The 15,868-nt window shown below is 71.2% G+C and carries 15 protein-coding genes; 13 read left to right on the top strand and 2 right to left on the bottom strand.

The genetic code is table 11. The annotated features are described in order from the left end of the window. Positions 1-3: 3 nt before the first annotated feature. Positions 4-837, bottom strand: coding sequence for an HAD family hydrolase (locus OHS71_RS18975; RefSeq protein WP_328480558.1), 834 nt, complete (start codon positions 835-837; stop codon positions 4-6). 572 nt (positions 838-1,409) lie between these two features. On the opposite strand from OHS71_RS18975, the gene ssd reads away from it, so the two are divergent. The 7 genes from ssd (at position 1,410) to OHS71_RS18940 (ending at position 6,916) form a co-directional block, all read left to right on the top strand. After that, the gene (gene ssd / locus OHS71_RS18970; protein ID WP_328480557.1) at positions 1,410-2,522 is read left to right on the top strand and encodes a septum site-determining protein Ssd; all 1,113 of its coding nucleotides are present in this window, start codon (positions 1,410-1,412) and stop codon (positions 2,520-2,522) included. After that, positions 2,519-3,742 carry a TadA family conjugal transfer-associated ATPase gene (locus OHS71_RS18965; RefSeq protein ID WP_328480556.1) on the top strand — a complete coding sequence of 408 codons (1,224 nt, stop codon included), beginning with the start codon at positions 2,519-2,521 and terminating at the stop codon, positions 3,740-3,742. The genes ssd and OHS71_RS18965 overlap by 4 nt, the downstream gene beginning before the upstream one ends. After that, entirely contained in the window at positions 3,735-4,595 is an 861-nt protein-coding gene (locus OHS71_RS18960) for a type II secretion system F family protein (protein WP_328480555.1), read from the top strand. Before OHS71_RS18965 ends, OHS71_RS18960 begins: the two co-directional genes overlap by 8 nt. 86 nt (positions 4,596-4,681) lie before the next feature. Then, positions 4,682-5,467, top strand: a complete 786-nt coding sequence (locus OHS71_RS18955; protein WP_328480554.1) for a type II secretion system F family protein — start codon at positions 4,682-4,684, stop codon at positions 5,465-5,467. A gap of 282 nt (positions 5,468-5,749) precedes the next feature. Next, on the top strand, positions 5,750-5,959 hold the full coding sequence (locus OHS71_RS18950; RefSeq protein ID WP_328480553.1) for a DUF4244 domain-containing protein: 210 nt from the start codon (positions 5,750-5,752) through the stop codon (positions 5,957-5,959). Further along, a complete protein-coding gene (locus tag OHS71_RS18945; RefSeq protein ID WP_399341596.1) occupies positions 5,946-6,425 on the top strand; it encodes a TadE family type IV pilus minor pilin in 480 nt (159 codons plus the stop codon). Before OHS71_RS18950 ends, OHS71_RS18945 begins: the two co-directional genes overlap by 14 nt. 26 nt (positions 6,426-6,451) lie before the next feature. Continuing rightward, on the top strand, positions 6,452-6,916 hold the full coding sequence (locus OHS71_RS18940; protein WP_328484565.1) for an Rv3654c family TadE-like protein: 465 nt from the start codon (positions 6,452-6,454) through the stop codon (positions 6,914-6,916). Positions 6,917-7,012: 96 nt separating this feature from the next. On the opposite strand, the gene OHS71_RS18935 is transcribed toward OHS71_RS18940, so the two are convergent. Continuing rightward, the gene (locus OHS71_RS18935) at positions 7,013-9,484 is read right to left on the bottom strand and encodes a DEAD/DEAH box helicase (protein ID WP_328480551.1); all 2,472 of its coding nucleotides are present in this window, start codon (positions 9,482-9,484) and stop codon (positions 7,013-7,015) included. Positions 9,485-9,565: 81 nt separating this feature from the next. Between OHS71_RS18935 and bldG the strand changes: the two genes are divergently transcribed. From bldG to OHS71_RS18905, 6 genes are all read left to right on the top strand, one after another. Beyond that, a complete protein-coding gene (gene bldG, locus OHS71_RS18930) occupies positions 9,566-9,907 on the top strand; it encodes an anti-sigma factor antagonist BldG (protein ID WP_009189842.1) in 342 nt (113 codons plus the stop codon). Positions 9,908-10,016: 109 nt separating this feature from the next. Beyond that, positions 10,017-10,445 (top strand): ATP-binding protein, encoded by a 429-nt coding sequence (locus OHS71_RS18925; protein ID WP_328480550.1) that lies wholly within the window; start codon positions 10,017-10,019, stop codon positions 10,443-10,445. 192 nt (positions 10,446-10,637) lie between these two features. Further along, a complete protein-coding gene (locus tag OHS71_RS18920) occupies positions 10,638-10,826 on the top strand; it encodes a hypothetical protein (protein WP_328480549.1) in 189 nt (62 codons plus the stop codon). 63 nt (positions 10,827-10,889) lie between these two features. Next, positions 10,890-13,295, top strand: a complete 2,406-nt coding sequence (locus OHS71_RS18915) for a sodium-translocating pyrophosphatase (RefSeq protein WP_328480548.1) — start codon at positions 10,890-10,892, stop codon at positions 13,293-13,295. 194 nt (positions 13,296-13,489) lie between these two features. Continuing rightward, positions 13,490-14,089, top strand: a complete 600-nt coding sequence (locus OHS71_RS18910; protein WP_328480547.1) for a small secreted protein — start codon at positions 13,490-13,492, stop codon at positions 14,087-14,089. A gap of 87 nt (positions 14,090-14,176) precedes the next feature. Next, positions 14,177-15,697 carry a class I SAM-dependent methyltransferase gene (locus OHS71_RS18905; RefSeq protein WP_328480546.1) on the top strand — a complete coding sequence of 507 codons (1,521 nt, stop codon included), beginning with the start codon at positions 14,177-14,179 and terminating at the stop codon, positions 15,695-15,697. Positions 15,698-15,868 lie beyond the last annotated feature (171 nt).

Below are 15,868 nucleotides of genomic sequence, written 5' to 3'. Positions count from 1 at the left end.
CCGTCAGACGGTCGCTGCCCGGCGTCGGTTCGCGTACCAGACGAGACCCGCGGTGGCAGCCGCCGCTCCTATGGCCGCGGCGGCGACGAGCGCGGGGCGGGGCGGTACCGAGAACGTCGGGATCCGCTGCTTGAGCCGCACCGGCCGGTGGAAGTCGAGAATCGGCCACCCGCGCGCGACGGCCTCGCGCCTCAGGGCCCGGTCCGGGTTCACGGCGTGCGGGTGCCCCACCGCCTTCAGCATCGGCAGGTCGGTCGCCGAGTCGCTGTAGGCGTAGCAGCGCGCGAGGTCGTACCCCTCGGACCCGGCCAGCTCCTTGATCGCCTCCGCCTTGGTCGGGCCGTAGGCGTAGTACTCCACCTCGCCGGTGAAGCAGCCGTCCTCGCCCACGACCATGCGGGTGGCGACCACGCGGTCCGCGCCGAGCAGCTCGCCGATCGGCTCGACGACCTCGGCGCCCGAGGTCGACACGATCACGACGTCACGGCCGGCCGTGTGGTGCTCCTCGATCAGGGAGGCCGCCTCGTCGTAGATCAGCGGGTCGATCAGGTCGTGCAGGGTCTCGGCCACGATCTCCTTCACCTGTTGGACGTTCCAGCCGCGCACGAGGGCCGACAGGTACTCGCGGGTCCGTTCCATCTGATCGTGGTCCATACCGCCCACGAGGAAGACGAACTGGGCGTATGCGGTGCGCAGGGCCGCCCTGCGGTTGATCAGACCGCCTTGGTAGAAGGACTTGCTGAAGGTGAGCGTGCTCGACTTCGCAATGACCGTCTTGTCCAGGTCAAAGAAGGCCGCTGTGCGGGGCAAGGAGTGGTTTTCCACAACCAAGAGCATAGGGGCAGCCCATTCGGCGTAAGGTGGGCGCGTGGGTTTGCCTGAGAAGGCTCTCGGGTACACCATGGAAGTCACGGATCGTTCGCGACCGTGCTAACGCGGTCCGGCTCCTCCCCCCCCGAGTCGGCCGTGAAGGCGACCCCCGCTCTCCCCCCCGGCGGGGGTCGTCGCATGTCCGGATGCATTTTCCCCTTCCCTGCGCGGCCGTGGTGCCGCACCGAGGCGGCTGCGGCCGCCTCTTTTTCATGCCTACCCGCTGTCACGGAGCGTAGTCGTCGGACTCCTCTGCGGGAGTCGCACAGCAGATGGTGCGGGCGTCACCGGTAAGGGTGACGGCGATATTCACAACTGCCTACGCGTCCACAGTTTTCCACCAAGATCCACACGATTTCCGGGTTCGCCCCACCGTGATTCCAACGCGTCCGCTCGTGCCGACTTCACATGGCCGGTTCCGTTTGCCGGAGGCGTTCGGCCGGTTTCTGTCGGCCGTTCATATGGAGACCGGCTGCCGGTTCTTCACACGTAGGGGAATCGCGGGACCGCAGGGACTCGGCGACCCGCAGCGAAGGGGGATGGAAACCGTGACCGGAGCCGTCACACACGACCCGCCGCCCACCACCGGAGGCGGACCGGGCAAGCCACTGATCGTCACGGAGGACGCGGCGCTCCTCGACGATCTGCTGCGCCTGTGCGCCGCGGCAGGCGCCACACCCGAGGTCCACCACTCGGTGCCGGAGCGCCGGGGCAGCTGGGAGTCCGCGCCCCTCGTCCTGGTCGGCGACGACGCGGCCCGCCGTGTCCGTGGGGCCGCCCGCAGACGCGGAGTGGTCCTCGTCGGCCGCGATCAGGACGACTCGGGGGTGTGGCAGCGCGCGGTGGAGATCGGCGCGGACCACGTCCTGATGCTGCCCGACGGTGAACAGTGGCTCGTCGACCGCATCGCCGACGTCGCCGAGGGCGTGGGCCGACCCGCCCTGACCGTCGGCGTCATCGGCGGACGCGGCGGTGCCGGAGCATCCACGCTCGCGTGCGCCCTCGCCGTCACCTCCGCGCGGGAAGGACTGCGCACCCTCCTGGTCGACGCCGATCCCCTGGGTGGCGGACTCGACGTACTCCTCGGCGGCGAGAGCGCGGAAGGCCTGCGCTGGCCCGCGTTCGCCGCCTCGCGCGGCCGGGTCGGCGGTGGCGCCCTGGAGGAGTCGCTGCCCAGACTGCACTCCCTGCGGGTGCTCAGCTGGGACCGGGGCGACTGCGTCGCCATCGCGCCCCAGGCCGTGCGTGCGGTACTGGCGGCGGCCCGGCGCCGGGGCGGCACGGTCGTCGTCGACCTCCCGCGCCGCATCGACGACGGAGTCGCCGAAGTCCTCGCCCAGCTCGACGTCGGTCTCCTCGTGGTCCCCGCGGAACTGCGCGCCGTCGCGGCGGGCAAGCGCGTGGCCTCTGCCGTCGGCATGGTGCTGCGTGACCTGCGAGTGGCGGTGCGCGGCCCGTACGCGCCCGGACTCGACGACAGCGCAGTGGCCCGCCTGCTCGGTCTGCCGCTGGCCGGCGAGGTGCCCGTCGAGTCCGGGCTGCTGCGCCCGGACGGCGGCAAGGCACCACCGGGTGCTACCGCGCGCGGACCTCTCGCCCGCTTCTGCAAGGAGTTCTGGGAGCGCGCGCTGACCGAGGCGGGTGGCTCATGAGTACGCCGTCCAGGACCGAACGGGTGAGAGGGGCCGGGACGCTGCTCGACGGCGTCCGGCAGTGGCTGGCCGAAAGCGGAGCCGAACCGACACCCGCGCGCGTGGCGCAGGCACTGCGCGAACAAGGGCGGGTCCTCGGGGACGCGGAGGTCCTCGGCGCGGCCGAGCAGTTGCGGTCCGAGCTGATCGGCAGCGGGCCGCTGGAGCCGCTGCTCACCGATCCCGGAGTGACCGACGTGCTGGTGTCCGCCCCCGACCGGGTCTGGGTCGACCGGGGCGGCGGTCTCGAGCTGACCGATGTCTCCTTCCCCGACGCCGCGGCCGTACGGCGCCTCGCCCAGCGTCTGGCCGCCGTGGCCGGACGGCGCCTGGACGACGCCCGGCCCTGGGCCGACGCCCGGCTGCCCGACGGGACGCGACTGCACGCGGTGCTGCCCCCGGTCGCCGTCGGCTGCACCTGCCTGTCCCTGCGCGTCGTGCGCCCCCGGGCGTTCACCCTCGGCGAGCTGGTGGCCGCGGGCACGGTTCCGCCGGGCGGGGACAGGGTGCTGCGGGCGCTGGTGCGGTCGCGCTTGTCCTTCCTGGTCAGCGGTGGCACCGGCAGTGGCAAGACGACCCTGCTGAGCGCCCTGCTGGGCTTGGCAGGGCCGGGGGAGCGGATCGTGCTCGCGGAGGACTCGGCGGAGCTGCGACCGGATCACCCGCACGTCGTCCGCCTGGAGACCAGACCGGCCAACCAGGAGGGGGCGGGGCTCGTCACGCTCGAGGACCTGGTCCGGCAGGCCCTGCGGATGAGGCCCGACCGGCTCGTCGTGGGCGAGGTGCGCGGTCCGGAGGTCGTCCATCTGCTGGCCGCGCTCAACACGGGCCACGGCGGCTGCGGGACCGTCCATGCCAACGCCGCCGCTGACGTCCCCGCCCGGCTCGAGGCGCTCGGCACGGCGGCGGGGCTGGACCGCGCCGCGCTCCACAGCCAGTTGGCGGCAGCCCTGTCCGTGGTCCTGCACCTCGTACGCGATTCGGCCGGGCGGCGGCGGATCGCCGAGGTGCACGTCCTCGAGCGGGACCCGTCCGGGCTGGTGCGGACCGTGCCGGCACTGCGGTGGCGGGCGGACTCCTTCACCCATGAGCGGGGGTGGGAGCGGCTACGGGAACTGCTGCGGACCGAAGAGAACGATGGCGACGACGGCAACGACGGGGAGGGCGGGCGGGATGAGTGAGGTTCCGATGGCTGCGGCCGTGGCCTGTGCGGGGGCTGCGGCCTGGCTGATGGGCGGACCGTACTCGGGGGCCGGACGAGCGCAGTTGCTGCTCGCCGGAGGCGGTGTCGTCGGCACCGGGCCCCCGCCGTGGCGGCAGCTCGTCGGTGAGCTGCGCAGGCTCCGGGGGCGGTGGCGGCCCGAATGGTGGGCGCCGGCCGCCGGACTGGTCCTGGCGGTACTGGGCGGTTCGGTGCTCCCGGTCATCGCGGGGGTGGCCGGGGTCCCCTTGCTGCGCCGGGCGCGGTGTGCCGCCGACATCAGGCGCGCTGGGGAGCGTCGAGCGGACGCGGTGATCGCGCTCTGCGCGGCGCTGGCCGGGGAGGTGCTGGCCGGCCGGCAGCCTGGGGAGGCGTTGCAGCGCGCCGCACGGGACTCCGGAGGACTGGGCGGGGCACAGCCGGCGGTGCTGGCTGCCGCACGGTTCGGCGGGGACGTGCCCAAGGCCCTCGCGGTCGCCGCACGGCAACCGGGGGCCGACGGACTGCTCGGACTCGCCGCGTGCTGGCGCGTGGCCGTTGACCAGGGGGCCGGTCTCGCTGCCGGACTGGACCGCCTGGAGGAGGCGTTGCGGGCGGAGCGCGAACAACGTGCCGATCTGCGCGCCCAGTTGGCGGGCCCGCGCGCCACGGTGGTGATGCTCGCCGGACTGCCGGTCCTGGGCCTCCTGCTGGGGGCCGCGCTCGGAGCAGACCCGCTCCATGTCCTGCTGCACACGGGAGCCGGACTGGGCTGTCTGCTCGTCGGCGGTGTGCTGGAAGGCGTGGGGATGTGGTGGGCCCTGCGGATCGTCCGCAACGCGGAGGCGAAGTGAGCACCGCAGGCGAGTGCCGGAAGGCCGTGACGAGAGGGAGTACCGGAAGTGAGTGACGAGAAGCCGGCGACGTGGACGGAGGAGGCGTGAACGTGGAAGTTGTCCACAGGCTGGGGGTGGCCCTGGGGATCGTCATGGTCCTCTGGTGGCTGGCGCGGTGGCTGGAGACCGTCCGACGCGAACACAGCGCACGACGTCGCCTGGCTGCACTGCTCCCCCCGGGGACCATGGCGGCCGCCGGAGGAGCCGGTGTGCGGGAGACGGTCCGGCGGTGGTTGCCCGAGGTGGTGGTGCTCGGGGCCGCATGGGTGGTGGTCGGAGGGTTCGCCGGTCTCGCGCTGGGGGTGATCGGCGCGGTGGGGCTGGGGCGGTGGCGGCGTCATCAACAGGCGTCAGGTGTGGTGAGCGACACCGATGCTTTGCTCGCCGCTCGCCAACTCCCCCTGGCCGCAGACCTGCTGGCCGCGTGCATCGCGGCCGGAGCGGGCCCGGTGATCGCGGCGCAGGCCGTGGGGGAAGCTCTGGGCGGTCCGGTGGGAGAGGCGCTGGCGCGTGGCGCCGCCGAGGTACGGCTGGGCGGCGAACCGGCCACCGCATGGCGGAGGTTGGCCTCTGCGCCGGGTGCTGCGGCCCTCGCCCGCTTGCTGGAGCGGGCCGACATCTCGGGGCTGCCGACCGCCGGACCGGTCGCCCGGCTCGCCGCCGACACCCGTGCCGAATGGTCACGCACCGCGACGGCCAGGGCGCGGCGGGCGGCCGTCATGGTCACGGTGCCGGTGGGGCTGTGTTTCCTGCCCGCCTTCATCGCGGTCGGCGTGCTGCCCATCGTCATCGGACTCGCGGGCGGGGTGCTGGGAGGGGGTGGCTCATGAGAGCGCCAGGAACGTGAACGACGTACGACATGAACGACTTGAGCGACTTGAGCGACGTGAACGCCCGGGAGCTGCAACGCGGGTGACCGGTGGTCGAACGGCCGGCTGAGCCGAGTGTCGCTCAGACACAGCAGGCCGGGCGGCGAATCGCTCACCAGCGGGCGGTCGAGCAAGAAGGGGTCGATCCGCGAGTGGGCCAGCAGTGAGTGGCCCAGCAGTGAGTGGTCGAACGCGCCGTCGAAATAGCAGAGATCAACCCGACAGAAGTGCATGGGAGTTGAGATGAACAAGGCGGTACGGGCGCGACTGTGTGCCCTGATGTGCAGGGTCCGTGCGGCGCGAGGAGACGCAGGGATGGTGACGTCGGAGTACGCGATGGGGATCGTGGCTGCCGTGGGCTTCGCGGTGCTTCTCTACCAGGTCGTGACGAGCGAAGTGGTCGCCGCTCAGTTGCAAGCCATCGTGAAACGGGCGCTCAGTGCGGGGGCGTGAGCGTGGACGGAAGCCCTGTCGCGCGAGCCGCGCGGTGTGCGGCGGGGACCGCGGATTCGTGACTGCGGAGTCGGCCGTGGTGCTGCCGGTGCTGGTGGTGTTCGCTACGGCGCTGGTGTGGGGGCTGCTGGTCATGGCCGCCCAGATCCAATGCGTGGACGCGGCCAGGACCGGCGCCCGAGCGGCGGCTCGGCAGGATCCGGCCGACGCGATCCTCGAGGTGACCCGCGCGACGGCTCCGCGCGGGGCGGAGGTGACGATCAGCCGGGAGGGCGATCAGCTCCGCGTCGTGGTCGTGGCCAAGCCACCGGCACTGCGCGGGCTGCCCTTCGAGGTGCGCGAGGAGGCCGTGGCGGCAGCGGAGGCTGCCGGCCCGGCGGGCCAGGCGGTGGGGCCGGGGGAGACCGTGGGCCCCGCAGAGGGCGTCGTAGGGGGCGCCCAGCGGGTGACGGGAGACGTCCCGTGAGCGGCGCGGGGCTTCGCGGCTGGGGGATGCGGGCCCGGATCAGGTCTCTCCGAGGGCGCCTCGGGGGTGCGAAGGCAGATCGTGGCTCCGCCACTGTCTGGAGTGTGGGTGCGATCGCCGTGCTCTGTGTGGTGTTCGGGGCGGTGCTCGCCCTCGGCCAGGCGGTGGCGGTCCGGCACCGGGCCGCGGGCGGCGCCGATCTCGCCGCGCTCGCCGCGGCCGACCACTGGACGGACGGCGCCGAGCAGGCCTGTGCCCGGGCGGACCGGGTGGCCCGGGCGCAGGGCGCGCGACTGGTGCGGTGCGCGGTCGTCGGCGAGATCTCGGATGTGACGGTGGCGTCGGGACGAGGGCTGTTCGCGGCCGAGGTCAGAGCGCGGGCGGGGCCTGCGGACGCGGCACCGTCCCCGCAGCCCGCTCCGCCGCCCTCTCCGGTGCCGTTGTCGGCTTCGTTGCACCCGGCCCGATCTCAGGAGGTGCTGTCGGCTTGATTGCGCCCGGCTCCTTCACCGGAACCACTGTTCGGTCCCCCGCTTCCCGTTGCCTTCGTTCCCCTGGTCCCCCTCGGTCCGTTCCGCCGGGTGGGTCTACGCCGGATCTTCCGGCTTCTCCTCGGGAGCCTCCCGCAGGAGCTCGGCGAGAAGGCGTACGGCTCCCCTCTTGTGCAGCGGGTCGTTGCCGCTGCCGCACTTGGGGGACTGGATACAGGACGGGCAGCCGGCGTCGCACTCGCAGGAGGCGATGGCCTGCCGGGTGGCCGTCAGCCAGGAGTGGGCCGTGTGGAAGGCCCGCTCCGCGAAGCCCGCCCCGCCGGGATGGCCGTCGTAGACGAAGACCGTCGGCAGCAGCGTGTCGGGGTGGAGGGGGACCGAGACGCCGCCGATGTCCCAGCGGTCGCAGGTCGCGAAGAGGGGCAGCATCCCGATCGAGGCGTGTTCCGCGGCGTGCAGGGCCCCGCCGAGGATCTCGGGGTTGATCCGGGCGTCGTCCAGTTGGTCCTCGGTCACCGTCCACCACACGGCGCGCGTGCGCAGCGTACGAGGAGGGAGGTCGAGTTTCGTCTCGCCCAGGACCTCACCGGTGATGACACGTCGACGCAGGAAGGAGACGACCTGATTGGTGACCTCGACGGAGCCGTAGCACAAACGGCCCCGACCCCAGGGGATCTGGACGTCCGTCTCCAGGACGGAGATCGACGTCGTGTCCCGGGCGACCGTGGAGTACGGCGGGTCGGCCTGCTCGACCAGGGCGACGGAGTCCTCCAGGTCGAGGGAACGCACGAGATACGTGCGGCCCTGGTGAAGGTGGACCGCGCCCTCGTGGACGGTGGTGTGGGAGGCGCCCGCGTCGACCGTGCCGAGCAGCCGGCCCGTACCGGACTCGACGACCTGGACCGGTCGGCCGCCCCCGCCGCGGATGTCCGCGAGGTCGGCGGCCCGTTCCCGGCGGGTCCAGTGCCAGGCCGTGGTCCGGCGGCGCAGCAGCTTCGCGGCCTCCAGCTGCGGCAGCAGGCTTTCGGTCTCGGGGCCGAAAAGAGGCAGGTCCTCTTCGGTCAGCGGGAGCTCCGCGGCCGCCGCGCAGAGGTGGGGGGCGAGGACGTAGGGATTGTCGGGGTCGAGGACGGTCGACTCCACGGGACGGTCGAACAGCGCCTCCGGGTGATGCACCAGGAAAGTGTCCAGCGGGTCGTCTCGGGCGACGAGCACCGCCAGCGCGCCCTGCCCGGACCGGCCCGCCCGCCCTGCCTGCTGCCACAGGGACGCGCGCGTGCCCGGGTAACCGGCGATCAGGACCGCGTCGAGTCCGGAGACGTCGATGCCCAGCTCCAGGGCGGTGGTCGCGGCGAGGCCGAGCAGCTCGCCCGAGTGCAGGGCCTGCTCCAGGGCCCGTCGTTCCTCGGGGAGATATCCGCCGCGGTAGGCCGCGACACGCCGGGCCAGCGAGCGGTCGACCTCGGCGAGGCGTTCCTGGGCGATCAGGGCGATCAGCTCGGCGCCACGCCGGGAACGGACGAAGGCGACGGTGCGCACGCCCTGCACGGCGAGATCGGTCAGCAGGTCGGCGGTCTCGGCGGTGGCGGTACGCCGGACGGGTGCACCCTTCTCGCCCACCATCTCGGTGAGCGGGGGCTCCCACAGGGCGAACACCAGTTCACCACGGGGTGAGGCGTCGTCGGCCACCTCGACCACCGGGAGTCCGGTGAGGCGCCCGGCGGCCACCGCGGGCTCGGCGGAGGTCGCGGAGGCCAGCAGGAAGACCGGGGAGGCGCCGTAGCGGGCACACAGACGGCGCAGGCGGCGCAGCACCTGGGCCACGTGGGAACCGAACACACCGCGGTAGGTGTGGCACTCGTCGATGACGACGTACTTCAGGGACTTCAGGAAGGAGGACCAGCGGGGGTGGGTCGGCAGGATCCCCCGGTGCAGCATGTCCGGGTTGGTGAGGACGTAGTTCGCGTACTGGCGGATCCACTCCCGTTCCTCGAACGGAGTGTCGCCGTCGTACACGGCCGGCCGAACGGCGGTGCCGAGAGGTTGTGAAAGTTCCTTCACCGAGCGGCACTGGTCCGCTGCCAGGGCCTTGGTGGGCGCCAGATAGAGGGTGGTGGCTCCCCGGCCGTTCGGAGCCTCGGAGCCGTCCAGGAGGGCGGTGAGGACCGGCACGAGGTATGCCAGGGACTTGCCGGACGCGGTGCCCGTGGCGACGACCACGGAATCGCCGTCCAGGGCGTGCTCGGCCACCCGCGCCTGGTGCGCCCAGGGGTGTTCGATACCGCAGGCCTGCACGGCCGCGATGACCTCGGGGCGAATCCGGTCCGGCCAGACGGCATGGCGGCCCTCACGTGGGGGCAAGTGCTCCGTATGAGTGATGCGCGATGCCCGGCTCGGTCCCGGGGCGAGCCGGTCCAGGACCGCCCCCGGCGACAGGCGGGGCGCGGCCTCGGGCAAGGGTCGATCGGATCGGTGATTCTTGGCCATCGGCACCGAGTGTGTCACTGGCGTGACGGACAATGGGGCCAAGGCGTCGTGCACGCCTGCCGGTAAGTGATTGAATGCCATCGCGGCTGGCGTACCGTCCCGGGGGCTCCTGCCCAGGTGTTCCGAGGGACGACCGCTCGATAGCAAGGTGCTGGAGGATCCGTGGACCTGTCTCTGTCGACCCGTACCGTCGGCGATCGTACGGTCGTCGAGGTCGGTGGCGAAATCGACGTATATACCGCGCCCAAGTTGCGCGAGCAGCTGGTCGAGCTGGTGAACGACGGGAATTTCCACCTCGTCGTCGATATGGAGGGCGTGGACTTCCTCGACTCCACCGGGCTCGGCGTGCTGGTCGGCGGACTGAAGCGGGTGCGTGCCCATGAGGGCTCGCTCCGTCTGGTCTGCAACCAGGAGCGCATTTTGAAGATCTTCCGCATTACAGGTCTGACCAAGGTGTTCCCGATCCACACCTCGGTCGACGAAGCGGTCGCTGCCACCGACTGACCAGCCGTTCCGGGCCCGAGCGGCCCGGCACGGCTGGTCGAACAAAGAAGGGGTCCGGGCCTCACCGCCCGGCCCCCCGACAGCACGCCCGTAGTTCCGAGGGGGACGTATGGCCACCGTTGAACTCCGCTTCAGCGCGCTGCCCGAGCATGTCAGGACCGCCCGACTGGTGGCGGCGGCGGTGGCGCGCAGGGCCGGGGTGGACGAGGCCGTCCTCGACGAGGTCAGGCTCGCCGTCGGCGAGGCCTGCACCCGTGCCGTCGGACTGCATCAGATCGGCGGTATCACCGAGCCGGTGAGGGTGGCGCTGATCGAGGACGAGAAACAGTTCTCCATCGAGGTCGGCGACGAGGCTCCGCGTTCGGCACCCGGCGACCGGGCGCCCGGTTCGGGCGCTGACGTCGAGGCCGAGGAGGACGAGATGGGCCTCGCGGTCATCAGCGGCCTCGTGGACGACGTGGAGGTCACCGCCGGGGAGCACGGCGGGCTGATCCGCATGACCTGGCCCGCCACGCCGGTCACCGCGACGCTGACCTGACCTGACCTGACCTGACCTGACCCTCGCGAGCCACCGGCTGGATCAACCCATGTGGTCGATCACCAGGTCGATCAGTCGGCCAGTAGGTCGGTCGTCATGTAGACCCACCAGATCCACTCCCAGATCGACCCACCCGATTGACCCATCCGAAGGGCCCTACCTCGTAGGGCCCTTCGGCATGTGCGGACCTCGGTGACCGCGTTTACAGTGGTCTCGGAAAGTGAATCTTGGAATCTCGGTGAAGTGAATCTTGATGAAGTGAATCTTGCCCGAGATATCGTGAATCAATTCACGAACGTCAATGCCTTGAAGGCATTACCGGGCGAGATTGTGCCGGTTTTGCGTGCGACGGCGAATTCCGTTTGCCGCACACTGTTTTGATCAGGTTCCGGTACCTAGAATCCGTCCACATCTTGAGCTCAGCCCAAGCGTCAAGGAGGACGAATGGCGGGGCTTTCTACCCCTCATCGGTTGGACCACTCCTCAACCTTCGCAGCCGCAGTGCTGACCGACGGCAACCGCCTGCTCGTGGTGGTCATCGCGGTCGTCGCACTGGCCGCGCTCGTGGTCGCATGCGTACTGGTGCGCCAGGTGCTCGCGGCCGGCGAGGGCACCGACAGCATGAAGAAGATCGCGGCGGCGGTCCAGGAAGGCGCCAACGCCTATCTGGCCCGGCAGCTGCGCACGCTCGGCGTATTCGCCGTCGTCGTGTTCTTCCTGCTCCTGTTGCTGCCGGCGGACGACTGGAATCAACGCATCGGACGATCGGCCTTCTTCTTGATCGGCGCCGCGTTCTCCGCGGCCACCGGCTATATCGGCATGTGGCTGGCCGTGCGCAGTAATGTACGTGTCGCCGCCGCGGCCCGCGAAGCGACTCCGGCGGTAGGCGAACCGGAAAAGGATCTCACCGCCGTCTCACACAAAGCAATGAAGATCGCATTCCGTACGGGCGGCGTGGTCGGCATGTTCACGGTGGGGCTCGGTCTGCTCGGGGCCGCCTGCGTGGTGCTGGTGTACGCGGCCGACGCGCCGAAGGTGCTGGAGGGCTTCGGACTCGGTGCGGCCCTCATCGCCATGTTCATGAGGGTCGGCGGCGGCATCTTCACCAAGGCCGCCGATGTCGGCGCCGACCTCGTCGGCAAGGTCGAGCAGGGCATCCCGGAGGACGACCCGCGCAACGCCGCGACCATCGCGGACAACGTGGGCGACAACGTCGGCGACTGCGCGGGCATGGCGGCCGACCTGTTCGAGTCGTACGCCGTCACCCTGGTCGCCGCGCTGATCCTCGGCAAGGCGGCCTTCGGCGACGCCGGTCTCGCCTTCCCGCTCCTCGTTCCCGCGATCGGCGTGCTGACGGCCATGGTCGGGATCTTCGCGGTCGCCCCGCGACGCACCGACCGCAGCGGCATGTCGGCGATCAACCGGGGCTTCTTCATCTCGGCGACGATCTCGCTCGTGCTGGTCGCCGTCGCCGTCTTCCTCTACCTCCCCGGCAAGTACGCCGACCTCGACGGCGTCACCGACGCGGCGATCCAGGGCAAGAACGGCGATCCGCGCGTCCTGGCCCTCGTCGCGGTGGCGATCGGCATCCTTCTGGCCGCGGTCATCCAGCAGCTGACGGGCTACTTCACCGAGACCAGCCGCCGGCCGGTGCGCGACATCGCCAAGTCGTCGCTGACGGGTCCCGCCACCGTGGTGCTCGCCGGGATCTCCGTCGGCCTCGAATCGGCCGTCTACACCGCCCTGTTGATCGGTCTGGGCGTGTACGGGGCATTCCTGCTCGGCGGCACGTCGATCATGCTGGCGCTGTTCGCGGTGGCGCTGGCCGGCACCGGCCTGCTCACCACGGTCGGCGTGATCGTCGCCATGGACACCTTCGGGCCGGTCTCCGACAACGCGCAGGGCATCGCCGAGATGTCCGGCGACGTCCAGGGCGCGGGCGCGCAGGTGCTCACCAACCTCGACGCCGTCGGCAACACCACCAAGGCCATCACCAAGGGCATCGCCATCGCCACAGCTGTGCTGGCGGCGTCGGCGCTCTTCGGGTCGTACCGGGACGCGATCACGACCGGGGCGCAGGACGTCGGGGAGAAACTCTCCGGCTCGGGCGCCCCGATGAGCCTGATGATGGACATCTCGCAGCCCAACAACCTCGTCGGACTCATCGCGGGCGCCGCGGTCGTCTTCCTGTTCTCGGGGCTGGCGATCAACGCGGTGTCGCGGTCGGCGGGTTCCGTGGTGTTCGAGGTGCGGCGGCAGTTCCGCGAGCACCCCGGGATCATGGACTACAGCGAGGAGCCGGAGTACGGCAAGGTCGTCGACATCTGCACCCGGGACGCCCTGCGCGAGCTGGCCACGCCCGGGCTGCTCGCCGTGCTGGCGCCCATCTTCATCGGGTTCACCCTCGGGGTCGGGGCGCTCGGCGCCTTTCTGGCGGGCGCGATCGGCTCCGGCACGCTGATGGCTGTCTTCCTCGCCAACTCCGGTGGCGCCTGGGACAACGCCAAGAAGCTCGTCGAGGACGGCCATCACGGCGGCAAGGGCAGCGAGGCGCATGCGGCCACGGTGATCGGTGACACGGTCGGCGACCCGTTCAAGGACACGGCCGGTCCGGCGATCAACCCGTTGCTGAAGGTCATGAACCTCGTGGCGCTGCTCATCGCACCCGCCGTGATCAAGTTCAGCTACGGCGAGGACAAGAGCATCGGCGCGCGGATCCTGATCGCGGTCCTGGCGCTCGCCGTCGTCGTGGTCGCGGTGTACGTCTCCAAGCGGCGCGGGATCGCCGTCGGTGACGAAAACAACGCCGGCGCTTCGTCCAAGTCAGCCGATCCGGCGGTGATTTCGTAGGTCGGTCCACCGGAGGCCCAGCTCAAGGGACGGGCGGGTGACGCGTGTTGTCGCGTCGCCCGCCCGCTGTGTCGGGAGTGTGAGGGTGCCGTGAGCCTTCTCTCTCCTGGTGCGAATGGCTCTAAGAACTACATAGCGGACATTCGTTCTGGGGTTCTTGCCCGGTTGCCGTGTATGTTCCGGGGCCGAGAGCCATGGAAGGGACCGATCCGGTGAACAAGAAGCTCGCGGCCGTGATGTCCGGCGGTGCGGTACTGGTACTGGCGCTGTCCGGATGCAGCAGTGACGACGGCAACAAGGAACTCGACGCCTGGGCCAAGCAGGTCTGCGACGCGCTGCCCGCCCAGGACGCGAAGGTCGACGCGGCGAACAGCGCGATCAAGCAGGCCGCCACCGACAACAACGCTCCGGCGAACGTCCAGAAGACCGACTCGCAGGCCTTCCAGGACATGTCCGACGCCTACGGCGCGCTCGCCCAGGCCGTCCAGAAGGCCGGGACGCCGCCCGGAGTCGACGACGGCGAGAAGAAGCAGAAGGACGCCGTCGCAGCGCTCACCACCCTCTCGACCTCCTATGCCGGTCTGAAGAAGCAGGTCGACGCACTGGACACCAAGGACCAGGCGAAGTTCGCCGACGGCCTCCAGGGCATCGCCACCGACCTCGGCAAGCTCAGCAAGAGCGGCAACACCGCGCTGAAGAACCTCGAGCAGGGCGACGTCAAGGACGCCATGGCCAGCCAGGACAGCTGCAAGAAGGTGGCCGCCTCCGCCTCGGCCCGCGCGGCCACCAGCTGACGTCGCGCGACCGGAAGTGTCCGGGGGACGCGACCTGGGAGCGTCCGGGGGAGCGCAGCCCGAGGGGTGACGGGAGACAATGGGGGCGTGAGTAACGCCACCCTCTCCCCCCTGCCCTCCGCAGACCGCCCCGACGTCGCCGCCCGGCTGCGCGAGGCGCTGCTCGCGGCCTCCTTCACCGCGGACGGTCTCCTCGAGCTGCTCGGTGCGCCCGCCTACGCGGCCCTGGCGCGCAGCGAGACCGTTCCCGCGCTGCGTGCGACGCGCGGGGACACGCCGCTGGAGACGCTCGTCCGCCTCTTCCTGCTCCAGCAGCCCGTGCCCTACGCGCGCGTGGAGGAGTTCCTGCCCGTTCACGCGTGCGTGGAGAGCGGCTGGCTGGTCTCCACGGGCGCGGACGAGGTGGCCGCGACCGTGGACGTACGGCCGTACGGCGGGCCGGGCGGCGAGGACTGGTTCATCGTGTCGGACCTCGGGTGCGCGGTCGGCGGTGCCGGCGGCATCGGCAGCAAGGACGAAGGCGTCGTCCTCGGTGTCGGGGGCGCGTCGACGACCCTGGCCGGCATCACCGTGCGCGTACCCGTCTCCGCCGCCCTCGACCTCGGCACCGGCTCGGGCATCCAGGCGCTGCACGCAGCCCAGCACGCCACGCGCGTGACGGCGACCGACCTCAACCCGCGCGCGCTGCACATCACCCGGCTCACGCTCGCGCTGTCCGGGGCTCCCGCGGCGGACCTGCGCGAGGGCTCGCTGTTCGAGCCGGTCCGGGACGACGAGACGTACGACCTGATCGTGTCGAACCCGCCGTTCGTCATCTCGCCGGACGCCCGGCTGACGTACCGGGACGGCCGGATGGGAGGGGACGATCTGTGCCGCTCGCTCGTTCAAGGAGCGGGGGAACGGCTGAACGACGGCGGGTTCGCGCAGTTCCTCGCCAACTGGCAGCACGTGGAAGGGGAGAACTGGCAGGACAGGCTCAGGTCATGGGTGCCGCGCGGGTGTGACGCGTGGATCGTGCAGCGCGAGGTGCAGGACGTCACGCAGTACGCCGAGCTCTGGCTGAGGGACTCCGGCGACCACCGGGGCGACCAGGCGGAGTACCAGGCGCATTACGACGCATGGCTGGACGAGTTCGAGGCGCGCAAGGTGAAGGCCGTCGGTTTCGGCTGGATCACGCTGCGCAGGACGGCCGCCGCGGACCCCTCGATCACGGTGGAGGAGTGGCCGCATCCGGTCGAACAGCCGCTGGGCGACACGATCCTGGCGCACTTCGGACGGCTGGACTACCTGCGCGCACACGACGACGCGGCCCTGCTCGCCGGACATTTCCGGCTGGTCACGGAGGTCGTCCAGGAGCAGGTCGGGCTGCCCGGCGCCGAGGACCCGGAGCACGTCGTGCTGCGCCAGCACCGCGGCATGCGCCGGGCCACCCAGGTGGACACGGTCGGCGCGGGCTTCGCGGGCGTGTGCGACGGGTCGCTGAGCGCCGGCCGCATTCTCGACGCCATCGCCCAACTGGTCGGAGAGGACCCGGTGGCACTGCGGGACCGCACTCCGGCCCAGATCCGGCTTCTGGTGGAGCAGGGTTTCCTCGAACCGGCGGAGTGACGCCCGGGCTCCTCCGCTCCCTTTCCGCGTCCTCTGTTCTCCGCTGTACTCCGCTCTGCGCCCCAGGTCCGCCGAGATCGTATGCAGTGTGAGCCGATCGACAGTGCCGGTGATGGGGAGGACGGCCGGAAATCCCGCACCCGTCCCGGCCCGGTCCTCTCCGGCGCGCTC

This window comes from Streptomyces sp. NBC_00377, from assembly GCF_036075115.1.
GTDB lineage: Bacteria > Actinomycetota > Actinomycetes > Streptomycetales > Streptomycetaceae > Streptomyces.
This window is presented reverse-complemented; position numbering and strand designations above follow the sequence as displayed.

Coding starts and splice junctions, on each gene's coding strand:
- OHS71_RS18975 (WP_328480558.1), bottom strand. CDS start 837: ATGCTCTTGGTTGTGGAAAACCACTCCTTGCCCCGCACAGCGGCCTTC.
- ssd (WP_328480557.1), top strand. CDS start 1,410: ATGGAAACCGTGACCGGAGCCGTCACACACGACCCGCCGCCCACCACC.
- OHS71_RS18965 (WP_328480556.1), top strand. CDS start 2,519: ATGAGTACGCCGTCCAGGACCGAACGGGTGAGAGGGGCCGGGACGCTG.
- OHS71_RS18960 (WP_328480555.1), top strand. CDS start 3,735: ATGAGTGAGGTTCCGATGGCTGCGGCCGTGGCCTGTGCGGGGGCTGCG.
- OHS71_RS18950 (WP_328480553.1), top strand. CDS start 5,750: ATGAACAAGGCGGTACGGGCGCGACTGTGTGCCCTGATGTGCAGGGTC.
- OHS71_RS18940 (WP_328484565.1), top strand. CDS start 6,452: ATGCGGGCCCGGATCAGGTCTCTCCGAGGGCGCCTCGGGGGTGCGAAG.
- OHS71_RS18935 (WP_328480551.1), bottom strand. CDS start 9,484: ATGGCATTCAATCACTTACCGGCAGGCGTGCACGACGCCTTGGCCCCA.
- OHS71_RS18925 (WP_328480550.1), top strand. CDS start 10,017: ATGGCCACCGTTGAACTCCGCTTCAGCGCGCTGCCCGAGCATGTCAGG.
- OHS71_RS18915 (WP_328480548.1), top strand. CDS start 10,890: ATGGCGGGGCTTTCTACCCCTCATCGGTTGGACCACTCCTCAACCTTC.
- OHS71_RS18910 (WP_328480547.1), top strand. CDS start 13,490: ATGGAAGGGACCGATCCGGTGAACAAGAAGCTCGCGGCCGTGATGTCC.